At 58.1% G+C, this 15989-nt stretch carries 13 protein-coding genes; 6 read left to right on the plus strand and 7 right to left on the minus strand.

Annotated features, from left to right (window positions below; all coding sequences use genetic code 11):
* Positions 1 to 91 precede the first annotated feature (91 nt).
* A complete protein-coding gene (locus HNR64_RS03430) occupies positions 92 to 895 on the minus strand; it encodes a DODA-type extradiol aromatic ring-opening family dioxygenase (RefSeq protein ID WP_204995150.1) in 804 nt (267 codons plus the stop codon).
* Positions 896 to 1203: 308 nt separating this feature from the next.
* Between HNR64_RS03430 and HNR64_RS03435 the strand changes: the two genes are divergently transcribed.
* From HNR64_RS03435 to HNR64_RS03455, 5 genes are all read left to right on the plus strand, one after another.
* Positions 1204 to 1977 carry a DUF3348 family protein gene (locus HNR64_RS03435; protein WP_204995151.1) on the plus strand — a complete coding sequence of 258 codons (774 nt, stop codon included), beginning with the start codon at positions 1204 to 1206 and terminating at the stop codon, positions 1975 to 1977.
* Complete coding sequence (locus tag HNR64_RS03440; protein WP_204995152.1) at positions 1974 to 4262, plus strand: DUF802 domain-containing protein; 2289 nt, start codon at positions 1974 to 1976, stop codon at positions 4260 to 4262. The genes HNR64_RS03435 and HNR64_RS03440 overlap by 4 nt, the downstream gene beginning before the upstream one ends.
* Positions 4259 to 4894: an OmpA family protein gene (locus HNR64_RS03445; protein ID WP_204995153.1), complete on the plus strand. Its 636-nt coding sequence runs from the start codon at positions 4259 to 4261 to the stop codon at positions 4892 to 4894. The genes HNR64_RS03440 and HNR64_RS03445 overlap by 4 nt, the downstream gene beginning before the upstream one ends.
* Entirely contained in the window at positions 4891 to 5619 is a 729-nt protein-coding gene (locus HNR64_RS03450; protein ID WP_204995154.1) for a DUF2894 domain-containing protein, read from the plus strand. Before HNR64_RS03445 ends, HNR64_RS03450 begins: the two co-directional genes overlap by 4 nt.
* 64 nt (positions 5620 to 5683) lie before the next feature.
* The gene (locus tag HNR64_RS03455; protein ID WP_204995155.1) at positions 5684 to 6454 is read left to right on the plus strand and encodes a glutathione S-transferase N-terminal domain-containing protein; all 771 of its coding nucleotides are present in this window, start codon (positions 5684 to 5686) and stop codon (positions 6452 to 6454) included.
* Between the two features lie 109 nt (positions 6455 to 6563).
* Here the strand turns inward: HNR64_RS03455 and HNR64_RS03460 are convergent, their stop codons facing one another.
* From HNR64_RS03460 to HNR64_RS03485, 6 genes are all read right to left on the minus strand, one after another.
* Positions 6564 to 7730, minus strand: coding sequence for a porin family protein (locus HNR64_RS03460; RefSeq protein WP_204995156.1), 1167 nt, complete (start codon positions 7728 to 7730; stop codon positions 6564 to 6566).
* A 176-nt stretch (positions 7731 to 7906) separates the two neighbouring features.
* On the minus strand, positions 7907 to 8956 hold the full coding sequence (locus HNR64_RS03465; protein ID WP_204995157.1) for a cyclase family protein: 1050 nt from the start codon (positions 8954 to 8956) through the stop codon (positions 7907 to 7909).
* A gap of 87 nt (positions 8957 to 9043) precedes the next feature.
* Positions 9044 to 10495 (minus strand): succinate-semialdehyde dehydrogenase, encoded by a 1452-nt coding sequence (locus HNR64_RS03470; protein ID WP_204995158.1) that lies wholly within the window; start codon positions 10493 to 10495, stop codon positions 9044 to 9046.
* Positions 10496 to 10509: 14 nt separating this feature from the next.
* A complete protein-coding gene (locus tag HNR64_RS03475) occupies positions 10510 to 11880 on the minus strand; it encodes a sigma-54 interaction domain-containing protein (protein ID WP_204995159.1) in 1371 nt (456 codons plus the stop codon).
* A complete protein-coding gene (locus HNR64_RS03480) occupies positions 11873 to 13258 on the minus strand; it encodes a hypothetical protein (RefSeq protein ID WP_204995160.1) in 1386 nt (461 codons plus the stop codon). The genes HNR64_RS03475 and HNR64_RS03480 overlap by 8 nt, the downstream gene beginning before the upstream one ends.
* Positions 13259 to 13299: 41 nt before the next feature.
* Entirely contained in the window at positions 13300 to 14448 is a 1149-nt protein-coding gene (locus tag HNR64_RS03485) for an iron-containing alcohol dehydrogenase (protein WP_204995161.1), read from the minus strand.
* 589 nt (positions 14449 to 15037) lie between these two features.
* On the opposite strand from HNR64_RS03485, the gene HNR64_RS03490 reads away from it, so the two are divergent.
* Positions 15038 to 15943, plus strand: coding sequence for a DMT family transporter (locus tag HNR64_RS03490; protein WP_204995162.1), 906 nt, complete (start codon positions 15038 to 15040; stop codon positions 15941 to 15943).
* The last annotated feature ends 46 nt before the right edge of the window (positions 15944 to 15989 follow it).

Genomic DNA, 15989 nt, shown 5'->3' on the forward strand with positions numbered 1-15989 from the left:
AAAATAAATTAACAAGTGTTCATTAGTGACGATCCAAAGGACAGGCGCCATTTGCCCTTAGCAGGTGCAGTGCGATGAGGGTGAGCCAGCCCTAGTATTGCCACAAAAATGCGCTGCTGAGTTCGCCCATGACCTCGTCAAAAAATACTCGTTGAGCGGGGCCATGGGCCATGCCTGCGCAGACCTGCAGTGGCATTAAATGCTCCGCGCGAGGGTGGCAGTGCAGTGCCCCCGGTGCGCGCTGCCAGTGGGCAAGTGCAGTTTGTCGGGTATCGTCGGAGAGCGTTTCGTCGCAGCACTGTTGCGCCAGCCAGTTTTCAAACTGGTGGTGGGCGTCGCGGTCCATCGTGCCGGCAAAATAGGCTTGCAGGTTGTGATAGGTGGCGCCGCTGCCTAACACCAATAGTCGGCGGTCACGCAATACCCGTAAGGCGCGTCCCATGGCGATATGCTCTGCGCCATCGAGGCTGCTCAACAGCGAAAGCTGCACAACGGGAATATCGGCATTGGGGTACATCAGCGTTAGCGGCACAAACATACCGTGGTCGAAGCCGCGCGTTGCATCAAGATGAGCGATTAGTCCTTCGTTGCTGAGGGCGCGCTGCAGCTCGCAAGCCAGCGTCGCATGGCCTGAGGCGGGATACATCAGTTGATAAGATTCCGGCGGAAAGCCGCTGTAGTCGTAAATCAGCTCGGGGCGAGCGGCGCTGGTAATCCGGGCTTGCTCGGCCTCCCAGTGCGCGCTGATCAGTACAATCGCTTGTGGCCTTGGCAGGCTTTGCCCCATTTGCGTTAGAAAGGCACACAGCCGGGCATGGCCGGGGTCGCCCAGCAGGGGCAGCGGGCCGCCGCCGTGGGGAATAAACAGAATGCTCGCGCCAGCTGTGGTACTCATTGACTGCTCCGTTACGGGTAATTCCGCCATAGTACGGAATTCCCGTGGGGCTGTCTGGCGCAAAAAATCGTCTAAAAGGGGCAGAAAAGCCAATACATCGCCTGTGCAGTTGTATTGAATCGGGCGGTAAAATGGCGATAATGGGGCGCAAAAATGCAAAAGCATAGCCAAAAAAGTAGAAGCAACGCCGTTCCGCTGTGGCCTGTAACAGGCGTCAGTGACCACTCTAAATTTTGTCACGCTGGCAGAATGGCCTGTCCCGAATAAACTCGCTCATCGTGTTCGATGAGAACTCGCACTAGGATTCTATGCCCAAGGCCGCCGCGCACGCCCCGCCGACACCTTCGCGACTGGCCCATACCCTCAATGCCTTGGGTGTGGCGGCGAGTGCTGCGCCGCGCGCGGGTTTTGCCGACAAACTGGCCGAATTGATTGACCTCTCCGGAGCGATTGCCCTGTCGGAGTCACTGCGCGGCTTGCGACGCGTGAAGGCGACCGGCGAAGCCGCTGGCGATGATGCCCAAGCCCTTTTTATGGCGCGTCGCGCCGACATGATTGAGGCGATCTCCGCGAGTTTCACCCTCGACCCGGAGGCCATGGCCAACAGCCCGGCGGGATTTATTCTACCCTCGCCAAACGCCGACACTTTTGGCAGCGATGCCGCCGGGTACGCGCCTTATCAACGCTTTTATGCCCTGCATCAAAGTGAAATTGACCATCGGGTCATCAGCTTGCGCGGCGAGTTACGCAAGCTGTTGGCGGGTCGCTCCGAGGCGCTGGCCCAGCTGGCCGCGCTGGATACCATGATGGAGGGCACGCTGGCGGTATACAGCCGTCGTGCACTTTCTGCCTTACCTAAATTACTGGCGCAGCATTTTTTCGCGCTGCGCAGTGAGCAACAAAACATCGATGCCGATACCGAGCAGCCAACTACCAGTGAGCAGTGGCTCGCGGACGGGGGCTGGCTCTGGCAATTTCATACCGACATGCAGAGTTTGCTACTTGCTGAACTCGCGCTGCGCCTGCAGCCGCTACAGGGCCTATTGGAAGCCCTGAACTCCGAACACGAGGACACTCCATGACACGATTGCTTTCCCTGGCTGCCTTTATTCTTGGCGCGCTGGTTATTCTGTGGATGGGGGTGGCTGTTGCCGCCGGCCACTTGCTGGCATCGGTAGTGATGTTACTCATCGCGCTGGCCTACTTTACCGGCGGGGCAGAATTGCTGCGCTATCAGCAGGCCACCGGCGCGCTGCACGCGGCCCTGGCGCAGGGCGGCGATGTGGAGCTGAATCGCTGGCTGGATGCCTTGCCCGCGTCGCTGCGCAACCCGGTGCGTCAGCGTATCGAAGGGGAATATGTAGGGCTGCCGGTACCCGTGCTCACGCCCTATCTGGTTGGCCTGCTGGTCATGCTGGGTTTGATGGGCACCTTCGTCGGCATGGTCGAAACCCTGGGCGGTGCGGTACAGGCGCTGGAGGGTAGCACCGAGCTAAGCGCTATTCGCGACGGCTTGACCACACCGATCAAGGGTCTGGGCATGGCCTTTGGTACCTCTGTGGCCGGTGTGGCGGCATCGGCGATGTTGGGTTTTATCGCTACGCTCAGCCGGCGCGAGCGTATTGACGTATCCCGCGAGTTGGATCAACAGCGCGACAGCCGCTTCCGTAATTACTCTCTCAGTCATCAGCGCCAACAAACCTATTCGGCCCTGCAACAACAAGCCGATGCGCTGCCCACCGTTGCCAGCCAGCTCACGGCACTGAGTGAGCGCCTCGGTGTGATGGGCGAGCAGCTCAGCAAGCAATTGCTCGACAACCAGCAGCAGTTTCAGCAGAGCGTGCAACAGGATTTTCAATCACTGGCCAATGCGGTGGCCGAGTCACTCAATCGCAGTTTGGCGGACAGCGGTCGTCAGGCTGGCGAAACTATCAAGCCGGTTGTAGAGGGGCTGCTGGCAGGGTTGGAGCGCGACCTACAGCAGCGCCACCAACAGTTTGACGAGGCGGCCAATGCGCGCCTTGAAGCGATGTCTAGCCAGCTTGAACAAAGCGCGGCCACCATTGATAGCACCTGGCAAAAAGGCCTGGAAAATCAGCAGCGCGCCAATCGTGAATTGGCCGATGCGGTGGGTCAAAGCCTCAGCAGTAGCGCCGAGCAGATGGCCCGCGACAGCCGCCAGTTGCTGGACGATGCCGCCCAGCGCAGTGCCGAGGCGCTACAGGCTCAGCGCGATGCCGAAGCCGAGCGGTTACAGCAGTGGCAGGCGGCCTTTGCCAATGCCGAAACCATGTTGTCGGCAGTGGCCCGCTCCCTGGGCGAGGATGCCGAAACCCGCAATGCGGCGTTGAACAGCGTCAACCAACAGTTACTGGAGCAGCAGCGCCAGCAACTTGAAGAACAGCAAGCGGCTGAGCAGCGCTGGCAGGAAAGTGTGGCGGCGCGAAGTACGCAGCTGATCGATGCCCTGCAGGGCCAGTTGCAACAGCTGCGTGATGAAGAAGGGCAGCGCGGCGACGCCGCGGTAAGCCGTCTGGAAACGCTGCAGGCAGCCATTGCCGAGCAACTGAGCCAGCAACAGGCCGCCGAGCAGCGCTGGCAAGCAAATGTGGCAGAGCGCAGCAGTGCACTGATTGATGCCCTGCAAGGTCAATTGCAACAGCTGCGCGACGAGGAAGCGCAGCGCGGCGATGCCGCCGTGAGCCGACTGGAAACCTTGCAAGCCGCGGTGGCGACGCAATTGGCCGAACTGGGCAATTCATTAGAGGCGCCGCTGGCCAATCTGATCGAATCCGCGTCGGAGGCGCCCCGCGTAGCGGCAGAGCTGATGGAGCAATTACGCGGCGAAATTACCAAGAACATTGAACGCGATAATAGCCTGCTCGATGAGCGCCGTGAGTTAATGTCGGAGCTGGCCAATTTGACCGATGGCCTGCGCGACAACAGTCATGCGCAGCGCGAAGCGGTTGAGCAGTTGCTCGCTAACAGCGGCGATACTCTCAAGCAGCTGGGTGAGCGTTTGGGTGACAGCATTGAGCAGCGCGCCGGTCAGCTGGCCGAGCTTGGCGACCAACTGGCGGGTAGCGCGCTGGAGCTGTCCGGCGTGGGCGACACCTTTGCCGCCGCGGTGCAGCAGTTTGGTGACAGTAACGGCGAACTGCTGGCGGCGCTGGCCAGTGTCGAACAAACCCTCAAGGAAAGCGGCGAGCGCAGCGATGAGCAAATGAGTTACTACGTTGCCCAGGCGCGGGAAATTATCGACCACAACCTGCTCACCCATCAGGATATTTTGGCGCGCCTGCAAGCCCTTACCGACAGTGCCGAGCAACTTGAGCTGAATATGAATGCCGAAGGGGCCGAGGCGTGAGTCGCGAACTTGACGACGGCTTGAGCCAAGAACCGCCAATCTGGGCGATCTTTGGCGACCTGATGACCGGCATGGTGGGCGTGTTCGTGCTGCTGCTCATTTGGGCGCTGGGCTTTCAGCTGGAGCTGGCGAAAAGCCTGGAAAAAGAAGTCGCCCAGCGGGAGGTGGAGCAACAGCGCCGCGCCGTGTTGGAAGAAGCGCTTGCCGCGCCCTTGGCCAGTGGCCGAGTGACCCTGCGCGATGGCCGCATTGGCATAAGCGGCAGTGTGTTGTTTTCGCTGAACTCGGCGGAACTCCAGCAAGAAGGCCGAGAACTGCTGCGCAGCCTGATCCCGCCGCTCAAATTGTTTGTGCAGGAAAATGATCAGCTGCTGATGGTGAGCGGCTTCACCGACGACCTGCCCATTCAACAGGGCAACTTGCAGTTCTCTGACAACTGGGAGCTGTCTGCGCAGCGAGCGCTAACGGTTACCCGCGCGTTGATCGACGAAGGCATGCCCGCCGACAGCGTGTTTGCCGCCGCCTTTGGCGACCAGCAACCGGTGGCTGCCAATAATAGCGAAGATGGTCGCGCCCAAAACCGCCGCGTGGAAATGGCGCCCGTCCCCCGCGTGAAGCAGGAGGCGAAGTGACTCCCGCTCTCGGTATTCCACTGGCTGAATTGCAGGCAACGCTGGCGACGCTGCAAGGGCAGTGCCCCCAGTTCGACCCACCGCGCCTGCGCGGCGTGGAAAGTCTGTTGGAGAAGGCGCAGCCGCAGCGACCGTCAGTGCAGGCGCCACTATTGCGCCGCGCGGCATCAATGCTTGCTGATTACCGGCGCGACTGTGAGCAATTCAGCGAGCAGCCGAGCCGCCTGGCTGGTGTGCTGGCGACTCACCGCCAGCAATTGGCGACTCGTCGCAGTGGGGCGGCTTCAGCCCTGCGAGCTCTGCAAGCCCAGCTAAACCGAGACACCCCGGATGACGCCGCCAGCGACGAAGCAAGTTCGCCGATCAGTGCCTTGCTCCGCCAGCAGGAATTTTCGCTGTTGGGCGCTTCCCAGAGCCATCCACCCGATAAGGCGACCAGCGAGCCGCCAAAAGAGCTGCGCGCATTGCGCCAATTGCGCAGCCGCCAGCGCCATCAGGATATCGAGCAGCGCATTGATCAGGCCATTCAAAACGCTCCTCAAGATCCCGGCCCTCTCAACCCGCAAATGCTGGCTATTCGCTCGCTGACCAATATGCGCGAACGCTCGCCGGCCTACCTGAAACAGTTTGTTGGCTACCTCGATACCTTATTGTGGTTAGAGGCGCAGCTGCCGGGTGAAGAAAGCGGTAAAGCCGGTAAGGGCAAGCGTCGCAAAGCGCGATAGTGGTGTCGCCTTCCTGTAGGCATTCTGTGCTAGGGTAGCGGGCAAATTTTATGAGGAAGCCGTCATGAAAGCGCTCGATATCGCGACATCTGTTTTTGCCAGTTCCAGTCGTGCCTGGCGCGGCACCGCCGCCTTTGCATCGACCCCGAGCAAGCCGGAAAAATTACTTGAGCTCTACGAGTATGAGGGCTGTCCATTCTGTCGGCTCGTTCGGGAAGTACTGTGTGAGCTGGACCTGGATGCGATGATCTACCCTTGCCCGAAAGGCGGCATGCGCTTTCGTGGCACCGCGATCGACTTGAGCGGTGCCAGCCAGTTCCCGCTGCTGGTCGACCCCAACAATGATGTGGTGCTACTGGAGTCTGCAGAGATCATCGACTATCTCTACCACCAGTATGGTGGTGGTCGCCGCCGCGCCTCGCGGGGAGTATTGCGTCAGGTGGATATGTTGTCGTCGCTGGCGGCAACGGCATTGCGATCGTCGCCAAAACCACGCGGTATGTATGCGGCGGAGTCCACAGCGCCCGCTGAGCCTTTGGAATTGTATAGCTTTGAGTCCAGCCCCTACGCGCGTTTGGTTAGAGAGCGTTTAAGCGAGTTGGAGATCCCTTACCGCCTGCGCAATTTCGCCAAGTCTCGTTGGCAGGAAATGGGGCCGCCGATCGTGCGCGAAAAATTCTTCCCCGATGCGCCAATAACCAGTGATAACCGGCTGCGTTTGCGGGAGCTAACCGGTCGCAGTCAGGTGCCGTACCTGGTCGACCCCAACACGGGGGTAGCGATGTTTGAGTCGACAGACATTATCGACTATCTCAATGAGACCTACGCCGAGTAACCAGTTGGCTGGAAGTTGAAAAAAGGCGGCTGCATCGCAGCCGCAAAGACCACAGCGGAGAGATCCGCGTGCATCGGGTGGGACTAAGACATTGGCCAGGGCTGTGTCTTTAAAATGACAGCGCCAAGCCCACGCTTACGGCTTGGTTTTCCATCTCTTCAGAGCGGTGGTTGTCCGCCGTCAGCTCAGAGTATTCACCAGCAAGCACCAGCCCTGGCAGCAGGGTGTGGTAAACGCCGAGAGTGAGTTTTGCCTGCGTGTCGAGCTGGGTGTCCGTGTCGGCGGGTGCCAGCTCTACACTGGATTCACCGTAGTTAATGCCGAGTTTGGTGTCGCCGATCTGGTGGCTGAGCTGCACAAACCAGCCCTGGGTATCTCGCGCTTCACCATTGATGTCCGCGGCGTCGATAAACAGCCCGTAGTAGCCCACGCCGGTCGCGTCGAATGCCGATGCCATGAGACGGGTATTCCCCAGGCTGATGGCGGCGGTGAGGTCGACGGCCAGTGCTTCGTAGTTGTTGCCATTGGCAACATCCACGCTTTGACGAAGGAAGGTGGTTGAGACAAAACCCCACTGGTGGTCAAAGCGCAGTTTGCCGTGCAGGCCCGGTTCCTGGCTGCCGGTATCGCCAACATAGCCATTGCCGCCAAAAGAAACTAAATCCAGTGGCTGGTATAAACCGATGGCGGTACTCACGCCGTTGCTGGCTTTGTAGTCATAGGTGATTTGCGAGAGGCGGTCGGCAAAAATATAGCCGTAACCGGCGCCGCCCAGACTGGTGTTAAGTGGGCTTTTTACGGCGAGCGGTGCCCCCACCGAGGCGAGAGACATGTCTTCTACCAGCACGTCTATGCCGTAGACGCCATAGGCGCGGCCTACCGTTAATGTGCCCACTTCATCGTTACCAACGGTGAAAAAAGCGCGCCAGGCTTCACCGTCGCCATTGCCATTGAAAGCAGCGTTGTCAGTGGTTCCCGGTTCAATGGCCACCGTCGCGCGAATGTCGAAGCCGTTGCGTTGGGTACTGGCACTGAGTTGAAAGCTTGCCGGGCTGTAACCGTTGGAAACGGCGCTGGCATCTTCGCCAGTGCACAGCAAGGCGTTACCCGCCACCGTTGGGGCGTTGTCGTCGCATTTGGCATACACCAGGTGGGTGTTGATATAGCCGCCGAAGCTAAGGGTCCAGTCGTCGGCGTTAATTTCCAGGGCCTGCGAGGCTGGCGCCGCTATCAGGAGGCTGCTGCCTAAGCAGCTGAGTAGGGTATGTTTGTTCATGTGAGTGTCCTTGTTATTTTGCCGTTATTCGGCAGTTATCTCGATATCGTGCTGACCTTTCCCGCAGGCATTTTTCGGCCAAAAGCAAAATTCCGGCGCAGCCGTTCCCCAGGGCAGTGACCGAGGCCATTGCCCGAAGGGGAGCCCGCACAGGCGGGCACTAGGGAAGGGTGGTGTTACTTAATAACGATGGGATTAACGGGAGAGCCGGAGCCGCCTTTCATTTTCAGTGGCGCAGCATTGAAGAAGAAGCTGTAGCGACCGTCTTTCGCGCTGGACTCTGCCAGGTCGTCCAGCCAGTAGATTTCTGACAGCACAATACCCAGGTCGCGGATCAGCGCGCCGTGCAGGGGAATGACATAGTTGTCGCCATCGATGACTTGGTTGGCGCGTTCAATGGCCAGGTTGTCGGCAGCGATCACGGGGATCTCCATCTTGTCTAACCATTTGATCAAGGCGGTGCTGTAGCACAGGCCGGGTTCGGTTTGCGCATTCCAGTTTTGCTTGTCGTTTTCGTCGTAGAAGCGGCCCATAGAGCCGGTGCGGATCAACAGAATGTCACGCTTCTCAATATCGACCTTCTGGCGCTTGGCGGTTGCCTTGATATCGTCGAGGTTAATGCAGGCATTTGGTGCCAGGCGGTGGTTCTTATCACCCATTGCGCGGCCAACATCGAGCAGTACACCGCGCCCGGCAATACCGGCTTCACCCAGCGTGCCAATATCCACAAAGCTGTGGCCGTGAGTGGTGGTGTCGGCAGACTTACCGTTGTACACCTTGTCGCCATACCACGCGTGGCCGAGGGCATCGACGTGAGTAGTGCCTTGCAGGTACATAAATACAGCGTCGTCAGAATACTTCACGCCGCCGGGCAGTTCGTTAATTTTATTGGATGAGTAGATGCTTTCATCCTGAGACATAAAGTGCATAACCGGTACGCGGCCGGGGAAGACCGGGCCAACACCGTGGGTCATGGGCAGCTGCAAGGTGAAGCGTTCGCCGGTTTTTATCTCGGCAACCCCGCGTAATACTTGTTTGCCATCGAGGTAGTTGAGGCCGCCGATCTGGTCTTCCTTGCCCCATTTGCCCCAGTTGTTGGGGGACTTTTTCTGCAGCGCTTCGATGTCGCCGGCCGCATGACTAGCGGCGGCGCCGAACAAACCGATACAACTCGCCAGTGCCATACCAGCGAAACGTTTGCGTGTGTTGTGCAGAGAGCTGATCATACTATGCTTCCTTTTGCTGTTTATTGTCGTCATTCAATGACCTATCTATGCGGTGCGGTGTGCACCGCCTTCCTCGTTGCAGGCGGCTTACCGCGCAGCAATGTGGTAACACCGGTATTTCAGTTCGGTGTAATCCTCGATACCAAAGTGCGAACCCTCGCGGCCGAAACCGCTGGACTTAATGCCGCCGAAGGGGGCTACAGCGGTGGAGATCATGCCGGTGTTGATGCCGACCATGCCGTACTCCAGCTCTTCTGTGGTGCGCTCAATGGTGTGTATGTTGTTTGAAAATAGGTAGGCGGCCAGACCAAACTCGGTAGCGTTTGCCGCCGCGATCACCTCGGCCTCGTCGCTAAAGGGGAACAGGGGGATGAGTGGCCCGAAAGTTTCTTCGCGGGCGCAGAGCATGTCGCGATTGGCATTGCCGATAACGCTCGGTTGAAACCAGTTGTCTCCCCGCTCGTGACGTTCGCCGCCACACAGCAGCTCTGCGCCTTTGCCAAGGGCATCGTCGATCTGCGCCTTCACTTTGTCGGCGGCGTCGCGGCTGATTAATGGGCCGATATCGGTGTCGGGCTCCGAGCCCGGGCCAACACGCAGGTTGGCGACTTTTGCCTGCAGGCGTTCGCTGAATTTGGCGTAGACGCCGCGCTGCACATATACCCGGTTGGGGCAGACGCAGGTTTGCCCGGCGTTGCGGAATTTACCCTTAATCAACTCGTCGGTGGCATGCTCGATGTCGGCGTCGTCAAATACGATGAACGGTGCATTGCCGCCAAGTTCGAGTGACAGTTTTTTCAGGTTGGCGGCGCTGTCGGCCATCAGTTTTGCGCCGACCGCCGTCGAGCCGGTAAAGCTGAGCTTGCGTACAACAGGGCTGGCGGTAAGGACATTACCGATATCGGGCGCGTGGCCGCTAATCACGTTAAACACCCCCGCGGGCAGGCCGGCATGCTCGGCCAGGGCCGCGAGAGCAAACGCCGACAACGGGGTTTCCAGAGCGGGCTTTACGATAATTGAACAACCCGCTGCCAATGCCGGAGCCACTTTGCGGGCGATCATTGCTGCGGGAAAATTCCACGGTGTGATGGCCGCGCAAACGCCGACGGCTTCGCGGGTGACCACAATGCGTTTGTCAGCCTGATGGCCGGGGATGGTTTCGCCATACAGGCGCCGGGCTTCCTCGGCGAACCATTCGATGTAGCTGGCGGCGTACAGGACTTCACCTTCGGCTTCCGCGACGGGTTTGCCCTGCTCCAGTGACATCAGTTCGCCAAGGCCACGGCTGTTTTCCACCACAAGCTGGTGCCAGCGCTTTAGCAAGGTTGCTCGCTCGTCTGCACTGCGCTGACGCCATTCGCGCTGCGCGCGCTCGGCTGCCTGAATGGCGCGCTCAGTGTCTGCCGCACCCATCATTGGTACGTGAGTAATGACCTCGCCGTTTGCCGGGTTGTGAACAGCGGCGGTATCGCTGCTGGACAGCCATTGACCGTCGATAAAACACTGATTTTTGAAAAAGGGCGTATTGGCTAAATTCACGTTCACATCCTGAGTTATTGGTTCACGTCGGTCTTCCAGCGCTGGGATTTCTTCACCAGCGTGGATTGGTCTATACCCAAAGAGGCCGCTGCTGCACGGGTGGTGCGATGCTGTTGCAGTGCGGTGGTGATCAGGCGTTTTTCCAGTGCGGCAACTTGTTCTTTCAGAGTGCCGGCAATGCCTGGCTCGCCAGGTTGAAGCGTGGGTTGCACCTCAGCGGGCAGGTCGTTGGGGCCGATGGTCTCGCCCGTGGCACTGAGCAATAGTCGCTCGGTAAGGTTCATCAATTCGCGAACATTGCCGGGCCAGGAGTAATTGATCAGTCGCTCAACGGCTTCCGGGTCCAGTTGTTTGGTGACCTGGTATTGCTCGGCAAAAAATTGCAGGTAGTGGTTGAGCAGCGGAATGATCTCGTCTTTGCGCTGGCGCAGCGGCGGCAGGGTAATGGGCACAACACACAGGCGGTAATAGAGGTCCTCGCGGAATCGACCGCGGGCAACGGCCTCTTTCAAGTCGTGATGCGTCGCGGTGATCAACCGAATATTGGTATCTTTAAAGCGGGTGGCGCCCAGCGGCAGGAAGCGATTTTCCTCAACAACTTTCAGCAGTTTTGCCTGCAGCGCCAGCGGCAGGTCGCCAATCTCGTCGAGGAACAGCGTGCCGCCATGGGCAATATCCAGCAGCCCGTCCTTGCCGCGATTACTGGCACCGGTAAAGGCACCGGCCACATAGCCAAACAGCTCGGCTTCAATCAAACCTTCTGGCATGGCGGCGCAGTTCAGTGAGATGAACGGCCCGTCGCTGCGTTCGCTGTGTTGATGGATAAACTGTGCCAGCAGTGTTTTGCCGGTACCGGTCTCACCTTGTATCAGCACTTTTACCAGTGTTGGTGCAATGCGTTCCGCAAGCTCATAGCACGCCTGGGAACGGTTGCTGAGAATAATGCTGCTATCCAAGGCCGTATCCGGCGCTTTTAGGCTGTATTCCTGACGGGTGTTAATAATTTGCTCAAGCTGCTCCTGGGCATGCTTGGCATTCAGTAGCTCGGTTATATCGCGAACATTGGTAATCACATATTGCAGCTCGCCCTGTTCATTGAACATAGGGTTGCCACTCACCACAATTTTGCGGCTGTCGTGAATGGTTTGCACCAGCGTTACCGGCTCCTGCTCGCGGATCACTTCCAGCGAAACGGACTTGGAGATATACCCCGCTTTGACGAGCTCGGTCATATGTTTACCAACGACTTTGTGCCGCTGGATGCCGGTAATTCGTTCGTAGGCGCGGTTTATGGTGAGCGTCAGGCCATTTTCGTCGGTGATGTACACGCCGTCTTGCAGGGTGTCGAGCACTGGCTGCAGCAGCGCTAACTCAAGCTTATCCATTGTTCACCTCGTTTTGGTCTTTGGTGAACGTGGTGTCGACGTCGCCTTTGAAAAAGTTGCGGCCGTAGATCAGCGCGGTGAGTAAGATGCCAGCGGCAAACGCCCAGGTGGCGCCTTTAATGGTTAAGATGGCGGCGATGACGCCGGCAATGCCGAGGTCGCGCTGGCTGCGCGCTTCCATCACACCAATGCGTACGCTGACAAAGCCCTGTATCAATAAGGTAAGCGCCAGTGCGATACCGAGAATGGGTTGCACAAGGCTGACAATTGGCAGCAGCAAAAGGCCGGTGTTGGTTCCCCAGCGGAAGGAGCCCGAACCGCCGAAGATGGAGTTCATTGACGCTTTGCCCTGTTTGTAGCGCTCAACAATAACCACGTGCATTGCCGCCCACAGCGGGCCGCACATCACCACATCGGGGCCGAGTATGCTCATAAGAAAATTGCGCCCGCCAAAAATCATGTGCGCCCGGTTGGGGTCGTAGTCGATTTTTTCGTCTTGGCGAACCGCATCGGCCTCGGCGAGAATTGCCTTGCTTTGCAGTACATCGCCGAACAACACGATATAGGCAGCGAGAACGGTGGGCAGGGCAGTGACGAACATGGCTAGCGGTGGCAGGCCAAGGCCAAACACGGTGTAGTCACTGAACATCAGTGCGAAGTTGGGTTGGGTAAAGCCCCAGGTAATATCGGGCCACGGCGCTTCGCCGGCCAGCGGCGCAACGATTACGGCCAGGGCAATGATGGGGAAAATCCCCAGCTTGGCGAGGTTGGCCCAGCCGTGGCTGCGTTGGCGAAGCGTGGCAAAGTGCTTGGAAAAAATCAGGTAAAACGCAATGCCCACCGCGATGCTGATGGTGATGGGGTATTGGTCAAAGCGGCCGCCTTCTTTAAAGACAATGGCGATGGCGGCAATGCCCGCCCCCATGATAATGCCCGACTTGATTGCCGCGGGGATCATGTGAACAACCTTTGCCGCTAGCCGGGTTCTTCCCAGCGTTAGTGCGAATATCCCCAGCATCATCTGAAAGGCGATCAAGGCGTGAACGCGGTCGCTGCCCGGCGCAAAGGTTTCCACATAGGCGATCAGCAAGGGAATGGCAGGCGTGATCCAGCCGGGGATTACCGGGTCGCCAAGCAGGTGGTGAAGCAGATAGAACAGACCGTTGAGCATCACGATGGCGATTGCTGCTTCAAAGGGCATGCCCAGCAGCTCGACCATCAGCGGGATGGCCGCGAGATCTACCGCGCACATCAGCAGGCCCTGCAGGTAGTCGGGCAGCTCAAAGCGATAGTGGATAAATGGCAGCCTTAGCTTGAAAGGGCCAAGGGGAATGTACGGCGATTCATCGCCGTCGCGTCGTTGTTGCCATGCAGTCATGGTGAGTCCCTTTATTGTTTTATTGGATCGCGGTGAGGCGCTTAGTACGCGGCTTGGTAAATGCCGAGGATCTCACTGACGCTCAGGTCTCGGGGGTTGTTGCGCAGCAGGCGCTTTACGCCGAAGGCCTCCTCTGCCAGCTGGGGTAAGTCGGCTTCAGGAATGCTCAGGTCGCGAAGGCGGGCGGGAATGTTCACATCGCTGCACAGCGTGTAAAGACGCTCTAGCACATAGTCGGCGGCTTGCTGGTGGCTGAGTTGATGAACCGGCGCGCCGAAGGCCGCGGCGATATCGCTAAAGCGTTCAATGCAGGCCATTTTGTTCACCTCCATCACGTGGGGTAGCAGCAGGGCGTTACTGACACCGTGGGAGATGTGGTAGCGGCCGCCCAGGGGATAGGCGAGGGCGTGCACCGCGCCCACACCCGCATTACCAAAGGCCAGGCCTGCCAGCAGACTGCCGGTGGCCATTGCTTCGCGGGCGCTGAGGTTGTCGGCCTGGGCATAGGCCTTGGGCAGGGCGTTAATGATCAGCGTCATCGCTTTAATGGCGAGGGCGTCGGTGATATCGCTGGCAAAGTTCGACAGGTAGGCTTCCAGGGCATGCACCAGCGCATCAACGCCGCTGGCGGCCGTTACTGTGGGCGGGCAGCTCAGGGTCATTTCCGGGGAGACTATCGCCAAGTCGGGCAGTAGGTGGTCGCTGACAATGCCTTTTTTAAGTTGGGCTTCGGGGTCCGACAAAATAGCGATGTTGGTCACTTCTGACCCCGTACCTGCGGTGGTGGGAATCGCGATCAAGGGAACACGGCGCTGGCGTACCTGGTCTTCGCCGAATAAGTCTTCCAGCTCACCGTCGTGGTCTACATACACCGCGGTGCACTTGGCAATGTCCATCGCGCTGCCGCCGCCCACTGCCAGGATGCCGTCGTGCTGGCCGTGTTTAAAAGCGGCTGCACAGGCCTTCACAATGTCCACCTCTGGTTCTGGCGGCACTTGGTCAAAAATACTGAAGCTACCCTCGGTCAGGTGTTGGCTGATTAGTGTCAGGCTGCCGGAGTCGCGCACACCTTTGTCAGTCACTAGCAAGGGGGAGTGGATATTCAGCGCGCTGAGGTGTTGGGGTAATTGTTCGGTTGCGCCTTCGCCAGTGAGTAGTTGGCGGGCAGAGCGGAAGCGAGAAACCTTCATGGTACAAACCTTAGACTGAATTAATCTTATCGTTAGAGCGGTAATAGCAATAGCTATGCCAAACTCGTTATTTTCTTAACCTATTGATTTTTATGTTTATTTTTAATCCATGCTATCTGTCCTTTTGTTGTGTTGATTCTTTATTTCATCAATATTGATGTTAATGATGAAAAAAGTCATCGGTTTCTCGGTGTGGCCTGTTCGTTTCTTGCGTTAAGAATGGCGTGTCAGATGATGGAAGCGGGGGCGGGTGGATAGGGGCTGGGGGCTGCCGTTGGCGATGGGCGTAAGCGGCATGCCATCATCGTTAGTTGTCTTTGTGCTTCAGAGGTCTTGCGCCGACGGAAGCCGCTGGCATATAGTAATGGCGTTGCTAACGAATATAGTATGTAAATTATGTATCAGTGGTGTTTCGCCAAATTTCTCGCTGCCATGCGCCGTATTGTGCGTGTGGCGCGATGGTGTGCGGCGGAGAATTGATACAAGGTTAGAAAATACCCAATTCCAAAAGGCCGCAGACATTTCATCTGCGGCCTTTTTCGTTGTGGGCCTCGGGGAAATGTCTCGGCAAATACGTGAGTAAAGCGCCATGCTTGTACGGTTTGTCTATCTACTGGTTATTCTTATCTGGGCGACAACGCCACTGTCGATAAAACTCGGTGGCGATTCGTTGGCCCCCATCGCAGCGTTGAGCCTGCGTATTCTTATTGCGTTTTTTGTCGGCAGTGCACTGTGCACACTGTTTGGTGTGGCGGGTTTAAATATTCGCCGCCACTGGAAGCTTTACTTCGCCGCATCCATCAGCTTGTTTCCCAATATGGCGTTGGTGTACTTGGCTGCGCAATATATTCCCTCGGGACTGATCGCACTGATGTTTGGCTTGTCGCCGTTTTTCACGGCGGCGCTGGCGTGGCCGGTGTTGGGTGAGCGTATGTTGGTGCCGCGCAAACTGTTTGCCATTGCGCTGGCAGCGCTGGGCTTACTGTGTATTCTGGCCGACGATGTGGTAATCACCGGCGACAGCTACACCGGTATCGCGCTAATGCTGCTGTTGAATTTACTGTTCTCCGGCAGCGCGGTGTGGGTGAAAAAACTCAATGCCACCATCGTTGTGTCGCCTGTGGAGCAGGCGCTGGGTGCAATGGCCTTCGCGTTGCCGGGTATGTTGTTGAGCTGGTGGCTGTGGGTTGGCTTTGAGCCACTGGTGTTCAGTGCTGTGTCGCTGGCATCCCTGCTGTACCTGGCTCTGTTTGCGTCGCTGGTCGGCTTTGTTGCCTATTACTACATTCTGAAAGTCATGCCAGTGGAAACCGTGTCGTTGATCCCGCTGGTGTCGCCGGTGCTGGCGCTGGCCATTGGCAGTGTGGTTGTCGACGAGCCGATCACGCCAGCGATGCTACTGGGCGCGGGCATGATTATTACCGCCTTGGCCGTTCACCAGGGTTTGTGGCGTCAGCGCTCGCCGATGAACACGGTCATGGACACGCGGTCATAGCAGAAAGCCGGAGTACAAGAGATGTAACAAGCTATGTACTCTTGCA

Origin of the sequence: Spongiibacter marinus, assembly GCF_016906995.1 — a bacterium.
Classification (GTDB): Bacteria; Pseudomonadota; Gammaproteobacteria; order Pseudomonadales; family Spongiibacteraceae; genus Spongiibacter; species Spongiibacter marinus.

What these genes read in the sequence shown, in the direction of transcription:
- HNR64_RS03430 (WP_204995150.1), bottom strand. Translation starts at nt 895, where the DNA reads ATGAGTACCACAGCTGGCGCGAGCATTCTGTTTATTCCCCACGGCGGC.
- HNR64_RS03455 (WP_204995155.1), top strand. Translation starts at nt 5,684, where the DNA reads ATGAAAGCGCTCGATATCGCGACATCTGTTTTTGCCAGTTCCAGTCGT.
- HNR64_RS03490 (WP_204995162.1), top strand. Translation starts at nt 15,038, where the DNA reads ATGCTTGTACGGTTTGTCTATCTACTGGTTATTCTTATCTGGGCGACA.
- HNR64_RS03440 (WP_204995152.1), top strand. Translation starts at nt 1,974, where the DNA reads ATGACACGATTGCTTTCCCTGGCTGCCTTTATTCTTGGCGCGCTGGTT.
- HNR64_RS03480 (WP_204995160.1), bottom strand. Translation starts at nt 13,258, where the DNA reads ATGACTGCATGGCAACAACGACGCGACGGCGATGAATCGCCGTACATT.
- HNR64_RS03460 (WP_204995156.1), bottom strand. Translation starts at nt 7,730, where the DNA reads ATGAACAAACATACCCTACTCAGCTGCTTAGGCAGCAGCCTCCTGATA.
- HNR64_RS03475 (WP_204995159.1), bottom strand. Translation starts at nt 11,880, where the DNA reads ATGGATAAGCTTGAGTTAGCGCTGCTGCAGCCAGTGCTCGACACCCTG.
- HNR64_RS03465 (WP_204995157.1), bottom strand. Translation starts at nt 8,956, where the DNA reads ATGATCAGCTCTCTGCACAACACACGCAAACGTTTCGCTGGTATGGCA.
- HNR64_RS03485 (WP_204995161.1), bottom strand. Translation starts at nt 14,448, where the DNA reads ATGAAGGTTTCTCGCTTCCGCTCTGCCCGCCAACTACTCACTGGCGAA.
- HNR64_RS03435 (WP_204995151.1), top strand. Translation starts at nt 1,204, where the DNA reads ATGCCCAAGGCCGCCGCGCACGCCCCGCCGACACCTTCGCGACTGGCC.